Raw genomic sequence first — 21,982 nt, 5'->3', positions numbered from 1 at the left:
TTTCGGGATTCTCCACTTCACCTTGGCTCGCGCGCATTGCATCCTTACGACTTGCAAAAGGAAAGCATGCGATGGCCGGATACCTTACGACGCACGTTCTGGACACGGCGCGCGGATGCCCCGCCGAGGGGTTGGAAGTTCACCTGTACCGCATCGATGGCGATGCCCGGACGCCGCTGCGCGTCCTGACGACCAACGTCGACGGACGCACCGACACGCAGATCCTGCCGGCGACGGAATTCACGGCGGGAACCTATGAACTGGTGTTTCACTGCGGTGATTATTTCGATCGCTGCGGCGTACCGTCGGAAAGCCCCAGGTTTCTCGACATCGTGCCGTTGCGGTTCGGCATGTCACAGGCGGCGCATTACCACGTGCCGCTTTTGCTGTCGCCGTTTGGCTATACCACCTATCGCGGCAGCTGAGCCTGCCTGCCACCGACGACGGAGATGCTGCCGATGTACGATCTTGCCATCATGTGGGACTGGCTGGCCTTTGCGGTGCGCTGGCTGCACGTCATAACCGCGATCGCGTGGATCGGGTCGTCGTTCTATTTCATCGCGCTGGACCTGGGCCTGCGAAAAAACGTGCCCTTGCCCCCCGGCGCGTCGGGCGAGGAATGGCAGGTCCATGGCGGCGGCTTTTATCATATCCAGAAATATATGGTCGCGCCGGACAACATGCCCGACCACCTGATCTGGTTCAAATGGGAAAGCTATGCCACATGGCTGTCCGGCGCGGCTCTTCTGGCGGTCGTCTACTGGGCCGGGGCGGAGTTATTCCTGATCGACCCGGCCAAAGCCGACCTGACCACATGGCAAGCCATCGCGATTTCGGCGGCGTTCCTTGCTGCGGGTTGGATCGGTTATGACCTGCTATGCAAATCCCCTTTGAAAACAAGACCGACGACAGTGATGTTAATTCTGTTTGTGGGGATCGTCGTATTCAGTTGGGCGCTCAATCAGGTCTTTACCGGGCGCGCCGCCCTGTTGCATCTGGGTGCGATGACGGCGACGATCATGACGGCCAATGTCTTCTTCGTCATCATGCCGAACCAGCGCGTCGTGGTTGCCGACCTGCAGGCCGGGCGCAGTCCTGACCCGAAGTACGGTCAGATCGCCAAGCTGCGGTCGACGCATAACAATTATCTGACATTGCCGGTGATATTCCTGATGCTGTCGGGCCATTATCCACTGGCCTTCGGAACGCAATACGCTTGGATCATTGCGGCGCTTGTCTTCCTGATGGGTGTCACGATCCGGCATTACTTCAATACAAAGCATGCGACCGGCAGCGGACCAGCCTGGACGCTGGGCGCGACGGCGGTGATTTTCGTGGTGATTGCCTGGTTGTCTACCGCTTCCACATGGGACGGCGATTACGACGCGATCGAAGCCATGCCGCTGACCGATAGTCAGATGCGCTATGCACAGGCCGAGGGTTTCGCCGAGGTCGAGAGCATCGTGCTGGGCCGCTGTTCGATGTGTCACGCACGCACACCGAACTGGGACGGCCTGCGGTGGGCCCCCAAGGGCGTCTATCTGGAAACCACCGGAGACATCGCGGCGCAGGCCCGCCAGATATATTTGCAGGCTGGTGTGACGCAGGCCATGCCCCCCGCCAACCTTACCGGTATCACGTCCGCCGAACGCCGTGCCCTTATCGCGTGGTTCAATGCGGCAGGTGGTAATCGGCTTGCGGATCTTACGGACTGATCCTTTCTGCGCAAGATCGCAGACGGGTCCGGTCGTGCCTGCGGCGTGCGGTTGTCCTGGAAGATAGAATGCCGGGTGCCGGAACCTTTTGCGTGGGAACCTGCGTTTGTTAGACCAAACGGTCCATTGGGTCGCATGGCCATTTCCGCAGGAGTCCTCAATGTCCCCAACCCATCATCCCGTCGCCGTGGTCGCCGGAGGGTCCGCCGGTGTGGGCCGCGCGACAGTAGATGCACTATTGGACCGGGGATACCGCGTCGCGGTTCTGGCGCGAGGGCAGGAACGTCTGGATGAAATGGCGGCCGAACTGGGCGACCGCATCTGGACCGAGGCTGTCGATGTATCGGACGGCACAATGTTGGATCAGGCCGCAAACCGGATCGTGGCGGAATTGGGTGTGCCTGAAATCTGGGTCAATTCCGCCATGCTCACAAGCTTCTCGCCCTTCGACAAGGTCGGCGAGACGGAGTTCCGCAAGATCACCGAGACCACGTATCTTGGTACGGTAAACGGCTGCCGCGCTGCGCTGCGCATCATGTCGCATGGCAATATCGTCAATGTCGGGTCCGGCCTTGCCTATGTCTCCGTTCCGAACCAGGCGGCCTATTGCGGAGCGAAACATGCGGTCGAAGGCTTCACACAGTCCCTGCGCATTGAAATCAGGCGGGCCGGTCGCCCGATTACATTGTCGATGGTGCAATTGCCTGCGGTGAACACGCCGCAATTTGACTGGGCGCGCAACCGGATGGACCGCAAACCGCAACCCGCCCCGCCGATATTTCAGCCGGAAGTCGCTGCACGGGGTATTCTTCGGGCCATTGATACGGATGCGCGGGAAATGCTGGTCGGTAGTTCTGTGCTGAAACTGATGGTCGGCAATATTCTGGCCCCCGACGTGGTGGAGAGCAGATTGGAGGATGAGGGCGTTCGCATGCAAAAGTCCGACCGACCGACGGAGGATGGACCCGATAACCTGGATGGGCCGGTTCGGGATCAGGCGGCGACGGCGCACGGTCCCTATGACAGTCGCGCTTATGATGACGGACTGATTGTCGACGGCGATCTTATGCGCAAGGTGCTGGTCTTCGGCGGGGCCGCAGCTATCCTGGGGCTTGGCATCCTTGTCGGGCGTTCGACGAAACCGGCGAACGGATCTTCGCCACAGCAAGATCGGAATGGGACATCGGCCTTACCGTTCTATCATCGACCGACCGAATACAGATCCTGAGATATCCGTGCGTATTATGCACCAGCATAAATCGGTCGGATGATATATTGATATTTGATAACATCGTACATTTCCCTGCGTGAGCTGGCTTGAGGACGCCGGAGAACTGGGTTCTATGGGGGCGCGCCGTAGGGCATTGCGGTGCGGCATGATTCAAGAATTCCTGCACCAACTGGTCCATTTCGAAAGGATTAAGATTGGAAGATGTCGTCGCAGCGCGACTGGCCGAACTGTCGGCCAGTTGGAACAAAGCCAAAGGTGAAGTGTTCCGGCAGGCAATCAGTCATATCCGCATGCCCCTGTGCATCAGCGATCCTACGCAAACCGACAATCCCATTGTATTCGCGAACGATGCCTTCTGTGATTTGACAGGTTATTCGATGGAGGAGGTCATCGGTCGGAATTGCAGGTTCCTGCAGGGACCGGGCACCACACGCGACAGCATCGAGAGGTTGCGCGAGGTCCTGATCAGCGAGGAGCTGGCGACAGTCGAGATCGTGAATTATCGCAAGGATGGCTCGGAATTCATAAATGCGTTGCAACTCGGTCCGATTTCCGACCCGGACGGCAATTTGCTGTTTTATTTCGGATCGCAATTCGACGTCTCGTCTCAGCGCAGGAAAGAGAAGGAGGCAGCGGCGCTTCGGTCCCGCGAATTGCTTCACCGGTTGCGCAATATCGTGAACGTCATGGCCGTCGTCATCAAGATGACAAGTCGGGACTATCCAGGATCCGAAGCCTTGCGCGATGTGATCACGGGCCGATTGCTGGCCTTGGGAAAAGCGCATTTCGACACGATCGGAGAGGATGGATCACGGGAAAGTCTTGCTCTGTCTCAGATCGCCGAGACCATCCTTCATGCCTATGCTCCGATGGCCGGAACGCAAGTTGTATTGAACGGTCCGGTCGTGGTTCTGCCCGAATCCCGGGTCACGCCTTTGACACTGATTCTGCATGAACTTGCGACCAATGCAGTGAAGTACGGTGCACTGAGCGCGCCGCAAGGGCATGTCGACCTATCCTGGCACTTGGATTGCGGTGTTCTGAACCTGGCTTGGCAGGAAAATGGGGGTCCAGCCGTCACCGTTCCGAAACGCGAGGGCGGGTCCGGGATCATTCGCACCATCGTCGGGGCCATGGGCGGGACGATCGTGTTCGACTGGAAAGCGGATGGCCTGCGTGTGGATGTGCAGATGTCCGTTGGAGAGCATGTCTAGGTCCGGTTCAGTCCGATTGTCAGGAAGCCTGGATCGAACTGACCGATTTCGGTCAGCTTTGGCAGATCGGTGATCGTCACGCGACCGTCCTGAAAGACGCAGCAGCCCGCCTCGCGCAGCTCCCGCAGGACGCGGTTCACGTGCACGGCGGACATGCCGCAAGCTTCGCCCAGATCGGTCTGCGTCAACGGCAGGTCGAAACTCTGACCTTCGGCCAGTCCAGCCATTCCCAGCCGGGTCTCCATCTCGCACAGGAAATTGGCGATCCGCCCGCTGGCCCGAAGGGCGCCGACGCGGAACGACCAGTAACGGTGAATGGATGCGTCGATGACGGTCTGACCCCAGAGAGATATGCCTACGTCAGGCATGTCGATAAGCAGTTGTCGAAGGAGATCGTGAGGAAAGACGGCGAGTCTGACATTCGTCATGGCCGTCACGTCATGATCCAGGGTTCCGATCGGAAAGCTGTGCAGATCGACGAAGTCGCCCGGAACCTCCAGCGCGACCATTTCACGAAAATCGCGGTGCGGTCCGGGAACATGCCGCCCGACGATCCCGTCTATCAGCAACAGGCTGCGGTCCAGCGACTCGCCCATTCGCGAGATCAAGGTCTTGGCCGTAACATCCCTGACTTCAGTGCAGCAGTCGCGGACGGCTTCCCATTCGCGATCCGTCAGTCGCGCGGCCATGCCCCGTTTAACAAGATCGCTCTTTTCGACGGTCATCTTCGCCCTCCTCTTGGCGTGTGCCAGCAGATTTCATCTATCAGGTATTGCGCAAGCCCCGGGTGTCCATGCAAATCCGGCTTTCTGTGACTAATTGCTGTTTAAAATCGCTTTTTCGAGTTATCGACCACCTGTGATGGCGCAGAACCCTGGAGAGCTGGCGCTGTACCAAGATGGGTTTACTGGCAATGAATCCGCGTTGCTTGAAGGTTCACGCCACAGGAGTTGCGCGGGGAACAAGACCCGTATCTTCCGTCCACGTCTCTGGCTTGACCCATCAAGACTCCCGGCAACCATACTGGCTTGCACGGCCTATGGCGGGACGCGGGTTCGATCAGTGGACAATGTGCCCGGTATCAGTTTCCGCCGAAGATGCGTCGCAGTTCGGTTTTCTGTACCTTGCCCATTGTATTACGTGGCAGCGCGTCAAGGAAATGGATGTGGCGCGGGTGCTTGTAGCGGGCAAGATCCGGCGTCACGGCAGCAAGCAGATCCTCGTCCTTCAGGTCTGCGCCCGGCAGGCGGACGACGGCAACGGCGACGCTCTCTCCGAAGTCGGGATGAGGCACGCCGAAGACCGCGCTTTCGGCCACGCCGGGAACAGCGTCCACCAGCGTTTCGATCTCCTTGGGATAGATGTTGTAGCCGCCCGAAATGATAAGGTCCTTCGACCGCCCGACGATGGTATAGTAGCCGTCGGCATCCACCGTGCCGATATCGCCGGTAGCGAACCACCCACCGGGCCGCATGTCTTCCGCAGTCTTCTCGGGCATGTTCCAGTAGCCCGCGAATAGGTTGGGGCCGCGCACCTCGATATCGCCGGGCTCGCCCGTGGGCACGGGGGTGCCGTCGGCCCCGGTCAGCCGCACCTCCACCCCCGGCAGGGGCAGGCCCACGCTACCGGGCTTGCGCATGCCGTCGTAGGGGTTCGAGGTGTTCATGCAGGTCTCGGTCATGCCGTAGCGTTCCAGCACGATATGTCCGGTGCGATCGTGCCATTTCGCGTGCGTATCCGTCAGCATCGGCGCGGAACCGGACACGAACAGGCGCATGTGTGCAGCCGCCTGTCGCGTCAGGCCCGGCTGGTCCAGCAGCCGGGTATAGAAGGTCGGCACGCCCATCAGCGTCGTGGCACGGGGGAAGTCGGCCAGAACGGCGGCGGCGTCGAAGTTGCGGTGCAGAAGGATCTGGCCGCCGGCCATCAGGGTCACATTGATCGCGACGAACAGGCCGTGTGTGTGAAAAACGGGCAGCGCATGGATCAGCACGTCGTCTGCCGTGAATTGCCACAGGTCGCGCAGGGCAACGGCGTTCGAGACAAGGTTTCCGTGCGTCAGCATGGCCCCCTTGGAGCGGCCCGTCGTGCCTGATGTATAGAGGAACGCGGCGATGTCACCGGCTTCGCGCGGGATGGCTGCGGGCAGGGGGGCCGCGTCTTCCATCGCCTCGGCGAGGGTGCCCCGTCCATCGGCATCGAGGGTGAGGATGTGGGCGACCGCGGCCTCGCGCGTGGCTGTCTTCATCTCCGCCTGCCGGGCCGGGTCGCAGACGAAGACGCGGGGGGACGCATCGGTCAGGAAATACTCGACCTCGGCGGCAGTATAGGCAGTGTTGAGAGGCAGATGGACTGCTCCGGCCATCACTGTGCCAAGGTAGCATTGCAGCGCGGCGACCGACTTCTCGACCTGCATGACGACCCTGTCGCCCGGTTCAACGCCAAGCGACACGAGCGCCTGTGCCATGCGGGCTGCCCCGTCCCAGAGATCGGCGTAGGTCGTGACCGTCCCGGTAGTATCGGTGGCGAAGAGTGCGTCGCTGCGTCCATCGGAGGCCGAGCGAAGGGCACGGATCAGATGATTTGTGTCGGGCATGTCGGCCCCTCTCAGTGTGATTTCAGCAAGCGCCGCACGGCGGGGGCGGCGATGACCTGATCGTCGGTCGAATAGGCTTCGTGATTCCGCTCGATCGTTGCAAGGTCATAGAGATAGTTGACCATCACGCCCCAGGACCCTGCCATGCCGCGTGGGCTGCGATCTGCGGCGGGATGGATGCGCTCCAGCCGGGCACCGTTACCCAGATGGAACCGCGCGACAGGGTCGGTGGCACCGCCGCGGTCGGCACGGGAGACGAGCATGTAATACGCCGTCAACTCGGCCAGGGCCGAAGCCTCCGGCGTATCGGAGGACGCCGTTTTCGACAGGCGCGGTGGCAGGGCGTCGGCGTTTTCCCTGGCCCAGCGGCGCAGGCCAGGTACCGGCGAGAGCGTGACGAAGGTATCGAGGCCCGAGAATTCGCGACGCAATTCCTCGACCACCTGCTTGATGAGGAAGTTGCCGAAAGAGATGCCACGCAGTCCCGCCTGACAATTGGAGATGGAATAGAATACAGCCGTCTCGGCCTGTCGCGGCTCCAGCATTTCGCGACTTTCGGCCAGAATGGCACCGATGTCGCCGGGAATGCCGGTCGTCAACGCTACCTCAACGAAGATAAGCGGGTCGTCGGCGAGAGCGGGATGGAAAAACGCATAGAGCCGACGGTCGGGCGCGCCCACGCGGCGGCGCAGATCGTCCCAGCCGCTGATCTCGTGGACAGCCTCGTAGCGGATAATCTTTTCGAGGATGGCCGCCGGGGTGGACCAGTCGATGGAGCGCAGCTCGAGGAAGCCGCGGTTGAACCACGAGGAAAAGAGATGACGGAAATCGTCGTCCAGCGGCTTGAGCGTGGCATCCTTGGCCAGAAAGTCGAGCAGATCGCGCCGCATCGCCACCAGCCGACGCGTGCCACCGGGCGCGCGGTTGAGCCGTCGGATCAGTTCCTGCGAGCGAGGCTCCGATGCGGTGTGCAGGTTGCGCAGGTCGCCATCTTTCCGGCCCGCCCACGCAGCCTCGACCCGTGCGGCGTCGACGCCGAAACGGTCGCGCAGGGTGCCAAAGAAGACGCGCCGGCGGTCGGCGGTCATGGCGTCGTAACGCTCGAAGATGGCACGGGCCTGCGCCAGCCCCGTCGCCTCGCCCTTGCCAGACAGAACCGCCTCGCAAAGGTCGGCGATGTCGCGGGCGGGCGGGGCCGACATAAGACCCCGTCCCGCATCCGCGACCCGGCCCACAAGGTCAGACAGAAGGCTCGCGCCCCTCACAGCTCAGGTCCCATCACGATATCGGGCAGCCAGGTCACAATGCCGGGGAAGGCCGACAAAATGATGATTGCTACCACCATGCTCAGCACGAAGGGCAGCGATCCAGCGAGGATCTTGCGCAATGAGATATCGGGCGCGATGCCGTTGATGACATAGAGATTGAGACCAACGGGCGGCGTGATCAGGCCGATTTCCATATTGATCGTGACGATGACAGCGAACCAGTAGGGGTCGAAGCCCGCGGCCAGGATAATCGGCAGCAGGATCGGTGCGGACATCAGGATGACAGCGACGGGCGGCAGGAAGAACCCCGCGACCAGCAGGAAAAGGTTGATGATCGCCATCAGCACCCAACGGTTCACATCGAGATCGGCGATCCACCCCGCGATGGACTGGGTGACAAAGAGCGACGAAAGCATGAATGAAAACACCCCCGCCGCGCCGATGATGAAAAGGATCATCACCGATTCCCGCGTCGAGTCGCGCAACACCGCCCAGAGCGCATCGAACCGGAACATCCGGTAGACGACGACCGCGACGACAATGCACAGCAGCGCGCCGACGGCCGCCGTTTCCGATGGTGTCGCGATGCCGCCGTAAAGGGCATAGAGCACGCCCGCAATAATCAGCAGGAACGGCACCACGCGGGGCAGAATTTCCAGCCGTTGCGCCCATGTATAGCGTACCCCCGACAGCGCCACGCCCGCAGCCCCCCGTCGCCAGGTATCGAAGATGGCCCAGGCGATGAACAGCATGACGAGGAGAAGGCCTGGCAGCACCCCCGCCAGGAAGAGCCGTCCGATCGAGGTCTCGGTGGCGATGCCGTAGACGATCATCGTGACCGACGGTGGGATCAGGATGCCCAGCGTTCCGCCCGCCGCGATCGAGCCTGCCGCCACTTCATCCGGATAGCCGCGCTTGCGCATCTCGGGGATGCCCATCTTTCCGATGGCCGCGCAGGTCGCGGGGCTGGAGCCGGACATCGCGGCAAACAGTGCGCAGGCCCCGAGGTTGGAGACGACGAGGCCGCCGGGCACGCGGGTCAGCCAGCGTTCCAGCGCCTCGTAGAGATCCGGCCCCGCACGCGTCGACGCGATGGCGGAGCCCATGATGATGAACATCGGTATCGACAACAGCGCGAAGGAATTCAGATCGCCGTAGAACAGCTCCGGCAGGGCCTGAAGGCTGCGCGGGCCGTCGAACACGAAGAGAAAGAATGTCGACACGATCAGCAGGCCGACCGCGACCGGCACACCCGAGAACAGGACGATGATCGTGGCGATGCCGACCAGACCGCCAAGGACCAGCGGGTCCATCAGTATTCCTCCAACGGTTCGGGACCGATCGCGGGCAATCCTTTTTCGTCCATCGGAGCGCCGCGCAAAGTCAGCCACAGATCGGCCGCCAGTTGCAGAAGGAAAAGGCCGAACCCTAGCGGCACGAACAACCACGGAATCCACAGCGGCACGGCCATGACAGTCTCCGACTTCCAGTTGCGAACCCAGGCCAGGTACCACATTTCCCAGCCGTAGAAGAGCATGACCGCCATCATCGCCGCCGTCACCGCCAGCGTTATTCCGGCCAGCGCACGGCGGAACGAGGCGGGCAGAAGTGTCGGCAGCAGGTCGACGCCGACGTGACCGCGCAGCTTCTGGACGTAGGGCAGGCCGATGAGCGTCGCGGCGATCATCAGGTAGATCACCACTTCGGTCTGCCAGACCGTAGAACGGTTAAGGACCGTGCGGACGAAGATCATCTGGCAGGTGATGAGGACGGATGCCAGGATCATCAGCGACGCCGCAATGCCGCAGAGGGTCGAGACGTGGCCGATATAGCGAATGGCCACGGGGTGTTCGCGGGTTACGATGGGGGTCACGCAGGCGTTCCTTCGGGTCAGTGAAGGGCGGCGCGTAACGCGCACCGCCCCGGATCAGGTTGGTCAGATCACTCGACCGAGAGAGCCATGTCCAGCAGACGCTGTCCGTCCGGCGTCTCCTCCACGAAGGCGGGATAGGAAGTGGTTTTCGCCAACTCGCGCCACGCGTTGAAATCCGCCTCGGACATCTCGGCCAGTTCCACGCCGTTGTCAGAGAAGACCTTGGCTGCGTCCGCATCGCCCTTCTTGGCTTCCTGCAGATAAAAGGCCTCTGCGTTGGCGGCGGCAGTGGTCAACGCCTCCTGCTGTTCAGGTGTCAGGTTGTCGAAGGTCGTTTTGTTCATGAGCAGCGGCTGATACATGAACCACAGCGCATAGTCGCCCGCGGGTGTGTAGCAGGACAGCTGCTCATACAGACGGTAGCTCACGAAGCTTTCGGACGAGGTGTTGGCCGCGTCGAGAACGCCGGTCTGAAGCGCCGGGTAGATTTCGGACGATGCCATCGAACTGATCGAAGCCCCGGCTCCGGCCAGCATCTGTTCGAACGACTTGCCCGCGGCGCGGATGCTGAGGCCCGCCACATCTTCTGGCGCAGTGATGCAACCCTTGTTGGAGCCGAAGCCGCCCGCGAGGTATCCGTGGACAAGGACCATCACATCGTCCCCGGCCATGATCTTCTGGATTTCTTCCATGAACGGCGAATTTGACAGGCGGTCGCCGTGGTCGTGGTTCTTCACCAGTCCGGGCATCAGCGTCAGGTTGTACGCCGGTTGCTGCCCGCCCGCATAGGACAGCGGCAGGACGGTCATATCAAGCTGCCCGCGGCTGAGCGGCGTGTACTGCTCGCGCGCCTTGAAAAGGGTCTGGTTCGGAAAAATCTGGATCTCAAGGTCGACGTCGGCTGCGGCCACTTCGTCGGCGACCATCTGGGCGACCTTGTGGCGCACGTCGCCCTCAGACCATTGATGGCTGAGCTTGAGGGTCTGGGCGAACGCGCCCGATGCGAGCAGCGTGGTGGCAAGCACGGCTGCGAAGGCGGTACGAACATAGGTCATTTGTGATCCTCCCGAATCTTTGTCTGGTATCGGCGGTGCGTCCCTCCCCGGACGGCACTCTTCCCGTGACGACACGTAACCTGGTCGAATGTCCCATATCAATCTTTTTGTATACAATTCCGCGCTTCTTATATTCTTCGCGCCGGGCTAGTGTCGGGGCAGGAGGGACGACCGACCATGCCAGCCACGCCCATCGATCTGCGCGACGCACTCGAAGATCGCATACTGACAGGCCATATCCGCCCCGGCGACCGGCTGGACGAAGCGGCGCTTGCACGCGATTTCTCAGTCTCGCGCACACCTGTGCGGCAGGCGATCTTTCAGCTCGCCGCCACCGGCCTGGTCGAGCATATTCCCCGGCGCGGAGCTTTCGTCGTCGAGATCGGGCCGGAGCGTCTGTCGGAGATGTTCGAGGTCATGGCCGAACTGGAGGCGCTGTGCGCGCGCAATGCGGCGCGGCGGGCACTGACCGACGACCTTGCCGATCTGGGTCGGCGGCACGACGCCTGCACCGAGGCCGCGGCGGCGGGCGACGCCGATGCCTACTACTATGCCAATGAACGGTTTCATGCAGCCATCCGCACGATCGGCGGCAATGCCTTCCTGCTCCAGGAGATCGACCGGCTGCAAAAGCGGCTCAAGGCGTTCCGCCGCATCCAGTTGCGCGCCCGTGACCGCATCACCACTTCGCTCGAAGAGCATGAACGCATCATGCGCTGCCTGATTGCGGGCGATGCCGAAAGTGCCGCCAGCGAGATGCGAAAGCATATTTCGATACAGGGGGATCGTTTCGGCGACCTTATGGCGACCCTGTCGCGTGATCAGAAGCCGCGCCATTACATGAAGCAGGCCTGATACCACTCAATGCCACTATCCAGCTTGAAAAAACGCTAAAGTTAACGTAGCGTAAAGCATGCGGCTGGATCGGAAGTTCATTCGAGAGGACTCATCGTATGAGACATGGATTTATACCACTTACGGTCAGCGTATTGACCGTCGGTGCCGCCTTGGCCGAGACCGATCAGATCGACACGATCCTGACCGCGACGGCGAAATATGCAGATATCAACGTGGCTCTTGCCGAGGGCTTTTTCCCCGCACCTCCCGGCGATTGCGTATCCGCCGCTGCTGAAGGCCTGCCCGCCGAGATGGGAGCGATGGGCATTCATTATATCCATCCGGGGCTTCTGGGGCTGTCCCCCCCTGGCACGGGCCGGGTGAACGGGAATGGTATGAACACAGATTTCACCACTCCGTCGATATTGCTTTATGAACCACAGCCCGACGGATCGTTGCAGCTTGTCGGTGTCGAAAACCTGATATTCCAGGCTGCCTGGACCGCGGCGGGGGAAGACGGAGTGCCGATGTCTGGCGATCAGCCCTGGGATGTCATGGCTGACATGAGCGACACCGAAGGCGACGAAGCCCATGGGTTTGAACCGCATTACGACCTGCATATCTGGACACAGCGCGAAAATCCGACCGGGGTTTTCGCCCCATTCAATCCCGATGTGACCTGCGGCTGAGACCGGCTCGAAGGGATGGGCTGCCGCATCCCTGATGGTCTGAGTGGTTCTTGGCTGAGCAAGCTATCCTTGCCCTGAAGGGCGCAGAGGGCCGGACCGGTATCCGGGCACGACGAAGAGGTCCTGCCCGGAAACCTGTAAGTATCTGACCCGCACCGAACAGGCTGGGCTAAACCGTCGCTGCTGTGCCGGTTCCCCTCTGACGCGCCTTTCGCCAGGTCTTCAGGGATGCCGCAATCTGAAGAACCATCACAGTCCCGACCAGAGCGACGAACGGCCACTGGAACCAGTTTGCATCCGGCGTGCTGCGATGAAAGTCGAGAAAGTGAATGAACAGGAAATATGCGGTATGGGCCACCGATAGCCACCACAGCACGTAAGTGCCTTGTTGAACGAATTTCCAGACCTTGTCGCCAAGCCAGCGCAGGCTGAAATCGTTCGATGTTCCAGCAAGGACTGCTCCGTAGAGAAGCGCCAGCACACCGATCAGGTTGGCCAGCGCAAAGCCCTGCTGCACCATGACATATCTTTCCAGACCGGGATGATATTCAAAACCGATCAGGCGCATCAGATCCAGCTGGACCCAGCCAAACAGGATAACCCCTGCGTGGATCAGTGCCAGAAGGACCGCATAAATACCCAACTCGCGACGATAGGGCAGTATCCGGACGAAGCCTCGGGAAAGCCGGGATATCGGTCCCAGTACCATCGCCATAGCCACCAGAACCAATGACATGTCACCCAATGCCCGGTTCCATCGGTGCATCGGCGACCACTCGGTCCGACTGTACAGGAACATCGCAGTTCCCAGGGCCGCCAGCGCAATCACAATGAGATGGCGCATCCACCACCGCTTCATGAGTCCGTCTTTTGCCATCATCAATCCCTCTTCCAGTAGGCCAGTCGAGCGTTACTCTGGTGAGTACGCAAGTCATCGCGACAGGCATATGCGCTGGAAAACACAGACGGTAGCAATTCTGGTTACAGCCATGATCACAATAACGGGATCAGCGCATCAGCGCTCTGTCCCATAAAATCGGATATGCCGGATTTTCCGGGAGGTTTGGTTGCCGGGCAGGACCATGGATAGTCGCATCGTCGATCAGGAACAGGCCAGATGGGCCGCTCGCCCGTCGACTGAAGAAGCAGGTCGCACACTCCCTGGTTCGGTTCATTCTCTAGCCCGGAAACAGGCCAGCCAACAGTCCCATGCCCAACGTCACAACCGAAGTCACACCTATGACCGCGATGAGTGCCGGGTGCGGCGAATTCCTGAAGCCTGCCACGTCCTCGGGCGCTGCCTGATACATCGGCACGACGATCCGCAGATAGACGCCGAGCGCCAGCACGGAGTTGAGGATGCCGATGATCGCCAGCCAGAGATATCCGGCCTCGATGGCTGCACCGAACAGGTAGACCTTGCCGACAAACCCGAACAGCGGTGGTATGCCGGTCAGCGACAGGAGAAACACCACCATTGCCACACCGGCTATGGGATGGGTGCGCCCGAAGCTTCTGATGTCGTCGAGGTGCCGCCCGGCCACAAGGACGATGGCGAAGGCACCGAGATTCATCGCCACGTAGGCCGCAGCCATGATAATAACACCGGGAACGGCCAGCGGGCTGACGCCCAGCGCCACGATGCCCATAAGGAAATAACCTGATTGCGCGACCGAGGAATAGGCGATCAGCCGCACCAGATTGGTCTGCACCACTGCGGCCAGATAACCGTAGGTCATCGTCGCGGCGGAAATCAGGGCAATCACCAGCGGCCACCCGCTGCCCGTCGGCAGATCACGCAGCACCTGTGCGAAGGCGAAGATCGCGGCTGTTTTGGTGATCACCGAAAGATAGGCCGCGACCGACACCGGTGCACCGTCATAGGCGTCCGGTGCCCAGAAATGGAACGGCACCAGCGAGGCCTTGTAGCCCAGCCCGACGATCACCGCGACCAGCCCGGCAATTGCGATGAGCGGTTTGCCGTCCAACGCGCCGAGGTCTGCGAACAACGTCGAGCCAGCACCGCCGAACCAGAAGGTCAGCCCGTAGATCATCACCGATCCGGTGACCGCACCGAAGACCAGATATTTCATCCCCGCCTCGGTCGCGGCGTCGTCGCGCGGATAGGCAACCAATGCGAACGACCCCAGCCCCGTCAGCACTACGCCAAGCACCAGCATCATCATGTCACCTGCGCCCGCAAGCATCAGCGCGCCCAGCGTGACGAGACACAGGAGCGAATAGACACTGCCTTCCCGTTCCTTCCCCGCGATCTCGGCCCTTGCGAGCAGCAGCGACAGGGCGGTACCCGGCAGCAGGATCAGTTTGGCCCAGCCGTTCAGAAGGTCGATCCGGTAGGTGCCGCCGAAGACGATGGTATCCGTGGCCAGCAACGGCAGAGTGGCCAGGGTGGCGGCAGTCAGCCCGACCAACCCGATCCATAACGCCAGTCGGGCCAAGCGCGCCATTTCGGCAATCAGCATCGCCACCACCGCAAGCGACAGCAGGATCTCGGGGATCAGGAACGACAGATCGCGCGCCATCAGAAGCTCAGGCTCGCCATGGTGGTGTGGATCATGTTCAGAAGCCAGGCGGGCGCCACACCGATCAGGATCGTCAGGATCAGAAGCGGTACGATCACCAGCATCTCGCGCCGGTCAAGATCGGGCATCGCGGCCCATTTCTGGTTGAGTTCGCCAAGGAACACCGCCGCGACGGAGCGCAGATACAGCCCCGCAGTTACTACGATGGCAAGGATCGCTACCACCGCCCATGGCTGTGCGTTGAGGGTCGCCAGAAATACCTGGAATTCGGCCGGGAAGTGCGCCAGCCCCGGCAATCCGAGCGAGGCGAAAGCCGATAGGATGAAGGCCCAGCCGAGCCACGGCACCTGACCTAGAAGCCCGCCGAAATCGCCCATGTCGCGAACATGGGCGCGATCCTGCAACATGCCGACCAGGAAGAACAGCGCGCCGGTGACGATGCCGTGGCTGATCATCTGCAAGGTTGCGCCGTCCAGCGCCACCACGCGGATCGCTGGATCGGTGGCAAGTGCCGCCACTGCCACACCCATCACCACATACCCCATGTGATTGACGGAAGTGTAGGCGATCATCTTCTTCAGATCGGTCTGCGCCAGTGCGGCAAAGGCACCGTAGATCGCGCTGACCACGCCGAAGACAAGGATCACCACACCTGCACGCGTGAAGGCTTCGGGCGTCATCTGCAAAGCGAAGCGGATCAGCCCGTAGGTTCCGAATTTCAGCATTACCCCGGCCAGAATGACGCTGCCCGCCGTGGGTGCCTGCACGTGCGCCGCCGGAAGCCATGTATGCACCGGAAAGGCCGGGATCTTGACCGCGAAGGTGAACAGCATCGCGATCAGTGCCAGCATCGCGGCGATGCCGGTCAGCGACGGGGCGTCGATCCAGACCCGCATGTCGAAACTGCCGGAGTTGAGATATAGTCCGAGGATGGCCAGCAAAAGCGGCAGAGACCCAAGTAGAGTGTAGAGAAAGAACATCAGTGCGGCGCGTTGCCGGTCCTCGTATCCCCAGCCGGCGATCATGAAATACATGCCGACCAGAGAGACCTCGAAGAAGATGTAGAAGAGCAGCCCGTCCAGCGCCATGAAGGTCCCGAGCGAGGCAGTTTCCAGCATCAGCATCAGCACCACATATGTGGCCGCCCTTTCGGTCACACGCGCCGAATAGATCGCCGAGAGCAGAAACAGCAGCGAGGTCAGCAGCACCAGCGGCAGGCTCAGCCCGTCCAGCCCCAGCCGGTAGGCTGCGCCAATGGCCGGAATCCAGGAAATTTCCTCGATCTGGGCAAAACCGCCCGGAACGATACCGCGCGCCCAGATCGCCAGCGTGATCAGGAACGTCAGGCCGGTCACGCCGATCGACACCCCGTGTGTCACCCGCGCGGATCGGTCGGGTAGCGCCATCAGGACCAGCCCGCCAAGAATGGGCAAAAACGTGGCGATACTCAGAAGCGGCAACATTGCTGCACTCTCCTCAAACCAGATAGGGGGCCGCGAAGAGCGCGACGATTATGACGGCGATGCCGATCGTGGTGATCGCCAGTTCACGATGGATGAAGCCGCTTTGCAAACGGCGTGCGCGGGCACCGAGCATGACGGTACGGTCGACGAGGCCGAAGATCGCGGCGTCGATGGCATCACGGTCGGCGCGCCTCGCCGATTGTCCCAGCGACAGGCTGGCACGGCCCAAAGCCAGCACGCCATCGTAAAGCCGACGTTCCAGCCGCTCGCATCCGGCGGCAATGGCCAGCGCCGGGCGGACCATCAACGCATCCATGCCGCCCGCTACAACAAAGCCGCGCTCGGCCGAGGGCAGAAGCCCGCGCAGCAGCCCGGTCACCGGCACCAGCCAGCCAAGCGCCAGCCCGCTCAGCGCGGCGGCTAGCCCGAGCGCAGGAACGGCCAACCCGAACTCGGGCATTTCCGCATTCAGCATCTGCTCCAGCGGGCCGAAGGTCGCACCCAGCACGACGGCCAGCGCCACCAGCCCCGCCATTCCTGTGGCCATCAGCGGGATCGCTCCGGGTTTGGCGCCGGGGTCGCCGTGCCACAGCACCCTGAGGGCGCGCCCCATATAGGCACCGGTCAGCACCGTACCCGCCAGCGTCAGCGGCAGCAGCCAGGCAGCCGATGGCGAGGTCAGCGCGGCGGCTATAATCGCATCCTTGGAAAAGAACCCGGCCAGCGGCGGAATGCCCGCCAGCGCCAGCGCGGCGATGGCGAAGCCCGCGAAGATACCGGGCCGGGCGCGGCCTGCGCCCGCGACCGCGTCCATCGTGGTGCTGTCGCGGTCATGCTGGAACACGCCCGCGCCCAGAAACAGCGAACTCTTGATCGCGGCATGGGCGATCAGGTGCAGAAGCGCCGCCACCGGCGCGCCAGCGCCCACCGCGACCAGCATAAGCCCGTATTGGCTGGACGTGGAGGCGGCCAGCAGTCGCTTGAGGTCGCGCTCGGCCAGCGCGATCAGTCCGGTGATGACCGCCGTTACGCCACCGACGATGCCGATGGCCAGCAGTGCGCCTCCCGGCAGCATCGGCGCCACACGGATCAGAAGGATCGCCCCCGCAGCTACCAGCGTCGCCGAGTGCAAAAGCGCGGACACCGGCGTCGGACCGGCCATGGCGCGCTGCAGCCAGTCCTGCAGCGGCACCTGCGCAGATTTGCCCATCGCGGCGACCAGCAACAGCAGCCCGGCGATCAGCGCCGGTGTGCCGGTGGTGGCAAGGGTCGCGGAAATCTCCGACGTGCCCGCCACGCCGATCAGCAGGAATGCCCCCAGATAAAGCCCCAGATCGGCGCTACGGGTGTAAAGGAAAGCGCGTTTCGCCGCGCTGGCCACGCCGTCGCGGCGATACCAGAAGCCGATCAGCAGGTAACTGGCGAAACCGATCATCTCCCATGCCGCCAGAAGCATGATCCAGTCGCCCGCCAGCACCAGCCCCTGCATCGCCGTTACGAACAGCAGCAGGGTGCCGAAAAAGCGCGGTTTTTCGGGATCTTTCGCCATGTAGCCCGTAGCATAGGTCAGAACGAAACCGGCGACCGTGGCGACCAGCAGCGCCAGAACCGCCGTCAGCGGCGTCGCGATCAGCCGCAGCGGCATGTCGGGCAGGCCTGTCAGCACCGCCTGCACATCGCCACTGCCTGCCGTTGCGAGCAACCCCAAGGCCCCGACCAGTCCCAGCGCGGCACCCGCCAGTCCCAGCGCTTCGGACGCGCGGCGCAGGACGAGGATCGTCAGCCCCGCCAGCAGCGGCGACAGTATCGTGAACGCGAGAAAGATCATCCCTTCAACTCGCGCGCTTCTTCCATCTCGACCGACCCGCGCGACCGGAACCGGGCGATGGCGATACCGAATCCGACCGTCATCTCGACCGCCATCACCGCCATGATGATCAGCACGAACATCTGCGCGGCAGGTTCCTCGGGGTGCAGGTAACGCCAGAAGGCGACCAGATTGACCAGTGCCGCCGCCAGCACCAATTCGACACCCATGATGATCATCACCAGGTTGGTCTGGCTCAGCGCGCCGTAAAGTCCGGTGCCGAACATCGCTGCGCCTGCGGTCAGCGCGATCATCAATTCAAGGATCATTCCTTCCGCTCCTTCCGGGGCGCGATCGCCACCATTGTCGCCGCTACCATCGCCGTCAGGATCGTCAGACCGGCGGATTGGAAGATAAACATCGAGCGGCCCAGCAACTCGCGCCCCAGATCGGCGGCCTGTTGCGCGGCACCGGGGATGTTCGGTACCGCAGGGCCCCATGCGGCCAGCCAGATTACCGCCAGCGCCGCGACCAGACCAATGCCACCCGCCCAGAGCGACAGGCGCTTCTGATGCGTCATGTCCATCGCGCCCATGCCGCCGGGATCCATCATGAACATCACCATGAAGATCGCCATCACACTCATCTCGGTGGCCATCATCATGATCTGCAGGACACCCAGAAATTCGGCCTGCATGACCAGAAACATCAGCCCCACTGCGGTTTGCGAGAACAGCAGCGCCAAAGCCGAGCGCACCATCGACTTGGTCCGGAAGACCACGATGCCGAACCACACCGCCGCCGCGCCGAAGAAGGCCAGAAAGATCATCTGCGCGGTCATTCCGGTCATATCGGGACCACCAGTGCAATGACGCCGACAAGGAAGATGTTTGTGAGGGCCAGCGGGATACCCAGCTTCCAGCTCAGCGCCAGATAGCGCGCCTCGCGCACCCGCGGCACCAGCCGCCCGGCGCTGACCATCAGCCCGGCGACCAGCAGGATTTTCAGCCCGCTCCAGACCGGCGCCGGAAGCCATGGCCCCAGCCAGCCGCCCAGGTAAAACGTCACAGTCGCGCCTGCCAGCGCAAGGATCACAGTCATCCGGGCCAGCCGCAGCACGGCCAGGCGCACACCGGTATATTCGGCCTCGATCCCGCCTGCCAGATCGCCCGGCGCTGTGGGCAGGTCCAGCGGCGGCAACCAGGCCAGGCCCATGGCGGCCACGACGAACAATGCGAAGCCAACCGGCTGATACGCGATGTTCCATAGGGCCGCCTGCGATGTGACGATATCCACGGTCGAAAGCGACTCGGCCCGCATCGCCACGGCGGTGATCGGCATCACGATCAGCATGGCATAGGCGACGAACTGACCCAGGAACCGCCAGCCGCCGATCATCCCATAGGCACCGTTCGGTCCCCAGCCAGCCATGATCAGCGCTACCAGGACATAGGCCAGGGCTGCATTCAGAAACAGTGCGCCGGTGGCCAGGTCGGTGACGATCAGCCCCGGTGCCAGCGGAATGACCGCCACTGCAAGAAGCCCCGCGACCAGCAGCAGCACCGGCCCGGCTTCGAAGAAAAGCCGGTCTGGCGTGCGCGCCAGCAACGATTCACGGCCCAGAAGCGCCAGCGCCGAAAACGCGGGACGCGCGGGTTGCAGGCGTCCATGCACTGCCCAGCTTTCCAGCACCGCGATCAGATAGGCCCCCACGAGGAACGCCAGCAAAATCCAGATGATCGTCACGCTGTCATCTCCCACGGGCTGATGTCGAGCGATCCTATCGCCGTCAACGCGTCACCCAGTTCCCGGCCCTCGGCCACCGTGCCGATCAGCGCGATATGTGCCGCCGTGGGTGTGCCGATCTCGGCTGCCGTGATTTTTCCGTCGGTCATGGTCAGGCGCAGCCGTGCGGCACCGCGCGGGGTTTCCACCACTGCATCACCATCCCCGGATGCCGTGCCGATCTCCATCGGCATGGGCGCTTCAATCGCTCCCGCCCTCGAAATCAGATCAATGCTCTGTGTAATTTCGCGTGTGCGTTGCGTAAGACGCGCCAGTGCATCATCGCCAGCTCCGGTCAGCACGACAAATCCTAGCGCCTTCAGGACAGGATCGTCGCTGCGCGCGTCGACAGCCTCACCCGAGGCCCGCGCTGCCGGGCCGGACAGTGCACCGCCACCCGTCAACCGGCCAACCCCACTGAGCTTGTCATGCAGCAGCGGCGTGCGGTGAACCCGGCGCAGAAGGGTTGAGATCCTTGGCGCCAGTCTCGCGATTTCGTCCATGTCCGCGGTGCGCAGCGCCTTTTGCAGAGCACCCGCACCGGCTTCCAGCCAACCGCAACCCGTCTGCGCGCCGAACCCTGCAAGCCAGTTCAGATGGCTGGCAATGCGCTCGCGCTCCACTGCTGCCACGCGGGCATTTGCGGTATCGGCGGCAGCACTCTGGCCTGTCGCCCGCTCCAGCGCGCGGCAGGCCAGTTCACGGTAAGCCACCGGGCTGAGCGGCGACAGTGCGGCCAGACGATCGACGAAAGCTTCGGGTGTCATTCCAGCTTCTGGCAGCAGATCACCACTGCCCATCTGGCTTTCGGCCTTTGCCTCGGCCACCGCATCGCCATCAAGTATCAGGTCAAGCCGCAGCCCACCGGGCAAGCCTGGAAAGAATGGTCCGAACGGGACATCGATCCATTCCATCTTCAATCCGTCTGGGCTGGCGGGCATGTCGCGGGTCAGATCGACCATCGACATGAAATTCGCCTCGATCCCCTCGATCTCCGGACCGCCGCCATGCCCGGAATGTGCGCCATGCCCGCCGCCACCGTCGCCATGCCCGCCGTGTTCGTCCTGGGCCGCGACAGGCACCAGCGTCATGCCGCATTTGGGGCAGGCGCCGGGTTCGTCGCTGATCACTTCGGGATGCATCGGGCAGGTGTATTGCGCGGCTGTTTCGGTGCTGGCTTCGGCAACGACATGATCGGAGGGGTCATGCCTGGCCGCCATCGCGTGGGCAGGGCCTTCGCTGGGCATCGGATGGTCCGTTCCGGGCATGGCGTGACCGGTATGGGAGGCGGATGCGGCGGCGTGTTTGCCATGGCCGTCGCCATGCCCGCCGTGTTCGTCCTGCGTCGCGACGGGCACCAGCGTCATGCCGCATTTGGGGCAGGCGCCGGGTTCGTCGCTGATCACTTCGGGATGCATCGGGCAGGTGTATTGCGCGGCTGTTTCGGCGCTGGCTTCGGCAACGACATGATCGGAGGGATCATGCCTGGCCGCCATCGCATGGGCGGGGTCTTCGCTGGGCATCGGATGGTCCGTTCCGGGCATGGCGTGACCGGTATGGGAGGCGGAGGCAGTTTCACGCGGTACCAGTGTCATGCCGCATATCGGGCAGTTTCCTGGTTCATCACTGACAATTTGCGGATGCATCGGACAGGTGAATTCGGTGCGGGTCTGAAGCGCCGGAGCATCGTAGTCCTGCACCTCGGGCCGGAACGAGCCTTCGGCCAGAACCCGGCGCAGACCGGCCAGCGCCGTGACAAGCCCGGACTGGGTGAGCGGTCCGATAGCATCGGGGGTGGGCAGGGGGCCGACATCAACCGGACCCAAGGCGAGAATAGCGCGTGGGCGCGGCATCTGGGCATAGGCAATACTGGCGGCATCGCGCAGACCGGCAGGCAATGGCCCGA

The 21,982-nt window shown here is 62.5% G+C and carries 20 protein-coding genes; 6 read left to right on the top strand and 14 right to left on the bottom strand.

Annotation, left to right across the window (positions count from 1 at the left end; all coding sequences use genetic code 11):
• Positions 1-71: 71 nt before the first annotated feature.
• The 4 genes from uraH to AC13C2_RS11500 all read left to right on the top strand — a co-directional run bounded on the left by uraH (position 72) and on the right by AC13C2_RS11500 (position 4,160).
• Positions 72-425 (top strand): hydroxyisourate hydrolase, encoded by a 354-nt coding sequence (gene uraH / locus AC13C2_RS11515; RefSeq protein WP_482886885.1) that lies wholly within the window; start codon positions 72-74, stop codon positions 423-425.
• Between the two features lie 33 nt (positions 426-458).
• Positions 459-1,715, top strand: a complete 1,257-nt coding sequence (locus tag AC13C2_RS11510; protein ID WP_424337939.1) for a urate hydroxylase PuuD — start codon at positions 459-461, stop codon at positions 1,713-1,715.
• A 160-nt stretch (positions 1,716-1,875) separates the two neighbouring features.
• Entirely contained in the window at positions 1,876-2,943 is a 1,068-nt protein-coding gene (locus AC13C2_RS11505; RefSeq protein WP_482886884.1) for an SDR family oxidoreductase, read from the top strand.
• A 197-nt stretch (positions 2,944-3,140) separates the two neighbouring features.
• Entirely contained in the window at positions 3,141-4,160 is a 1,020-nt protein-coding gene (locus AC13C2_RS11500; RefSeq protein WP_339640680.1) for a PAS domain-containing protein, read from the top strand.
• Here AC13C2_RS11500 and AC13C2_RS11495 read toward each other — a convergent pair.
• The 6 genes from AC13C2_RS11495 to dctP form a co-directional block, all read right to left on the bottom strand.
• Entirely contained in the window at positions 4,157-4,885 is a 729-nt protein-coding gene (locus AC13C2_RS11495; RefSeq protein ID WP_482886883.1) for a Crp/Fnr family transcriptional regulator, read from the bottom strand. The two genes, AC13C2_RS11500 and AC13C2_RS11495, sit on opposite strands and share 4 nt — an antisense overlap.
• A 356-nt stretch (positions 4,886-5,241) precedes the next feature.
• Complete coding sequence (locus tag AC13C2_RS11490; protein WP_482886882.1) at positions 5,242-6,756, bottom strand: AMP-binding protein; 1,515 nt, start codon at positions 6,754-6,756, stop codon at positions 5,242-5,244.
• Between the two features lie 11 nt (positions 6,757-6,767).
• Complete coding sequence (locus tag AC13C2_RS11485) at positions 6,768-7,958, bottom strand: malonyl-CoA decarboxylase (protein ID WP_482886881.1); 1,191 nt, start codon at positions 7,956-7,958, stop codon at positions 6,768-6,770.
• A 59-nt stretch (positions 7,959-8,017) separates the two neighbouring features.
• Positions 8,018-9,337 (bottom strand): TRAP transporter large permease, encoded by a 1,320-nt coding sequence (locus tag AC13C2_RS11480; protein ID WP_482886879.1) that lies wholly within the window; start codon positions 9,335-9,337, stop codon positions 8,018-8,020.
• Positions 9,337-9,897: a TRAP transporter small permease gene (locus AC13C2_RS11475; RefSeq protein WP_245737573.1), complete on the bottom strand. Its 561-nt coding sequence runs from the start codon at positions 9,895-9,897 to the stop codon at positions 9,337-9,339. The genes AC13C2_RS11480 and AC13C2_RS11475 overlap by 1 nt, the downstream gene beginning before the upstream one ends.
• Before the next feature lie 68 nt (positions 9,898-9,965).
• Entirely contained in the window at positions 9,966-10,952 is a 987-nt protein-coding gene (dctP, locus tag AC13C2_RS11470) for a TRAP transporter substrate-binding protein DctP (RefSeq protein WP_482886878.1), read from the bottom strand.
• A gap of 177 nt (positions 10,953-11,129) precedes the next feature.
• On the opposite strand from dctP, the gene AC13C2_RS11465 reads away from it, so the two are divergent.
• Both AC13C2_RS11465 and AC13C2_RS11460 read left to right on the top strand, forming a co-directional pair.
• Entirely contained in the window at positions 11,130-11,807 is a 678-nt protein-coding gene (locus tag AC13C2_RS11465; protein ID WP_092762737.1) for a GntR family transcriptional regulator, read from the top strand.
• A gap of 98 nt (positions 11,808-11,905) precedes the next feature.
• A complete protein-coding gene (locus AC13C2_RS11460; protein WP_482886877.1) occupies positions 11,906-12,478 on the top strand; it encodes a hypothetical protein in 573 nt (190 codons plus the stop codon).
• 169 nt (positions 12,479-12,647) lie between these two features.
• Here AC13C2_RS11460 and AC13C2_RS11455 read toward each other — a convergent pair whose 3' ends face one another.
• The 8 genes from AC13C2_RS11455 to AC13C2_RS11420 form a co-directional block, all read right to left on the bottom strand.
• Positions 12,648-13,322: a ferric reductase-like transmembrane domain-containing protein gene (locus AC13C2_RS11455; RefSeq protein ID WP_482886876.1), complete on the bottom strand. Its 675-nt coding sequence runs from the start codon at positions 13,320-13,322 to the stop codon at positions 12,648-12,650.
• Positions 13,323-13,656: 334 nt separating this feature from the next.
• Entirely contained in the window at positions 13,657-15,021 is a 1,365-nt protein-coding gene (locus AC13C2_RS11450; protein ID WP_482886875.1) for an NADH-quinone oxidoreductase subunit N, read from the bottom strand.
• A complete protein-coding gene (locus AC13C2_RS11445) occupies positions 15,021-16,484 on the bottom strand; it encodes a complex I subunit 4 family protein (RefSeq protein ID WP_424337932.1) in 1,464 nt (487 codons plus the stop codon). The genes AC13C2_RS11450 and AC13C2_RS11445 overlap by 1 nt, the downstream gene beginning before the upstream one ends.
• A gap of 13 nt (positions 16,485-16,497) precedes the next feature.
• Positions 16,498-18,312: an NADH-quinone oxidoreductase subunit 5 family protein gene (locus AC13C2_RS11440; protein WP_482886874.1), complete on the bottom strand. Its 1,815-nt coding sequence runs from the start codon at positions 18,310-18,312 to the stop codon at positions 16,498-16,500.
• Complete coding sequence (gene nuoK / locus AC13C2_RS11435; RefSeq protein WP_092762725.1) at positions 18,309-18,620, bottom strand: NADH-quinone oxidoreductase subunit NuoK; 312 nt, start codon at positions 18,618-18,620, stop codon at positions 18,309-18,311. Before nuoK ends, AC13C2_RS11440 begins: the two co-directional genes overlap by 4 nt.
• A complete protein-coding gene (locus tag AC13C2_RS11430) occupies positions 18,617-19,141 on the bottom strand; it encodes an NADH-quinone oxidoreductase subunit J family protein (protein ID WP_245737571.1) in 525 nt (174 codons plus the stop codon). Before AC13C2_RS11430 ends, nuoK begins: the two co-directional genes overlap by 4 nt.
• Complete coding sequence (locus AC13C2_RS11425; protein ID WP_092762721.1) at positions 19,138-20,037, bottom strand: complex I subunit 1 family protein; 900 nt, start codon at positions 20,035-20,037, stop codon at positions 19,138-19,140. Before AC13C2_RS11425 ends, AC13C2_RS11430 begins: the two co-directional genes overlap by 4 nt.
• Positions 20,034-21,722 carry a heavy metal-binding domain-containing protein gene (locus tag AC13C2_RS11420; RefSeq protein WP_482887015.1) on the bottom strand — a complete coding sequence of 563 codons (1,689 nt, stop codon included), beginning with the start codon at positions 21,720-21,722 and terminating at the stop codon, positions 20,034-20,036. Before AC13C2_RS11420 ends, AC13C2_RS11425 begins: the two co-directional genes overlap by 4 nt.
• Positions 21,723-21,982 lie beyond the last annotated feature (260 nt).

The sequence above is a fragment of the Jannaschia sp. L-14R genome (genome assembly GCF_056857695.1).
This window is presented reverse-complemented; position numbering and strand designations above follow the sequence as displayed.

Bases quoted from the DNA above. Each gene is read 5' to 3' on its own strand.
- AC13C2_RS11465 (WP_092762737.1), top strand. From the start codon at position 11,130: ATGCCAGCCACGCCCATCGATCTGCGCGACGCACTCGAAGATCGCATA.
- AC13C2_RS11430 (WP_245737571.1), bottom strand. From the start codon at position 19,141: ATGACCGGAATGACCGCGCAGATGATCTTTCTGGCCTTCTTCGGCGCG.
- AC13C2_RS11495 (WP_482886883.1), bottom strand. From the start codon at position 4,885: ATGACCGTCGAAAAGAGCGATCTTGTTAAACGGGGCATGGCCGCGCGA.
- AC13C2_RS11440 (WP_482886874.1), bottom strand. From the start codon at position 18,312: ATGATCTTTCTCGCGTTCACGATACTGTCGCCGCTGCTGGCGGGGCTG.
- nuoK (WP_092762725.1), bottom strand. From the start codon at position 18,620: ATGATCCTTGAATTGATGATCGCGCTGACCGCAGGCGCAGCGATGTTC.
- AC13C2_RS11485 (WP_482886881.1), bottom strand. From the start codon at position 7,958: ATGTCGGCCCCGCCCGCCCGCGACATCGCCGACCTTTGCGAGGCGGTT.
- AC13C2_RS11460 (WP_482886877.1), top strand. From the start codon at position 11,906: ATGAGACATGGATTTATACCACTTACGGTCAGCGTATTGACCGTCGGT.
- dctP (WP_482886878.1), bottom strand. From the start codon at position 10,952: ATGACCTATGTTCGTACCGCCTTCGCAGCCGTGCTTGCCACCACGCTG.
- AC13C2_RS11420 (WP_482887015.1), bottom strand. From the start codon at position 21,722: ATGCATCCGCAAATTGTCAGTGATGAACCAGGAAACTGCCCGATATGC.
- AC13C2_RS11490 (WP_482886882.1), bottom strand. From the start codon at position 6,756: ATGCCCGACACAAATCATCTGATCCGTGCCCTTCGCTCGGCCTCCGAT.
- AC13C2_RS11445 (WP_424337932.1), bottom strand. From the start codon at position 16,484: ATGTTGCCGCTTCTGAGTATCGCCACGTTTTTGCCCATTCTTGGCGGG.
- uraH (WP_482886885.1), top strand. From the start codon at position 72: ATGGCCGGATACCTTACGACGCACGTTCTGGACACGGCGCGCGGATGC.
- AC13C2_RS11450 (WP_482886875.1), bottom strand. From the start codon at position 15,021: ATGGCGCGCGATCTGTCGTTCCTGATCCCCGAGATCCTGCTGTCGCTT.
- AC13C2_RS11480 (WP_482886879.1), bottom strand. From the start codon at position 9,337: ATGGACCCGCTGGTCCTTGGCGGTCTGGTCGGCATCGCCACGATCATC.
- AC13C2_RS11455 (WP_482886876.1), bottom strand. From the start codon at position 13,322: ATGCGCCATCTCATTGTGATTGCGCTGGCGGCCCTGGGAACTGCGATG.
- AC13C2_RS11510 (WP_424337939.1), top strand. From the start codon at position 459: ATGTACGATCTTGCCATCATGTGGGACTGGCTGGCCTTTGCGGTGCGC.
- AC13C2_RS11505 (WP_482886884.1), top strand. From the start codon at position 1,876: ATGTCCCCAACCCATCATCCCGTCGCCGTGGTCGCCGGAGGGTCCGCC.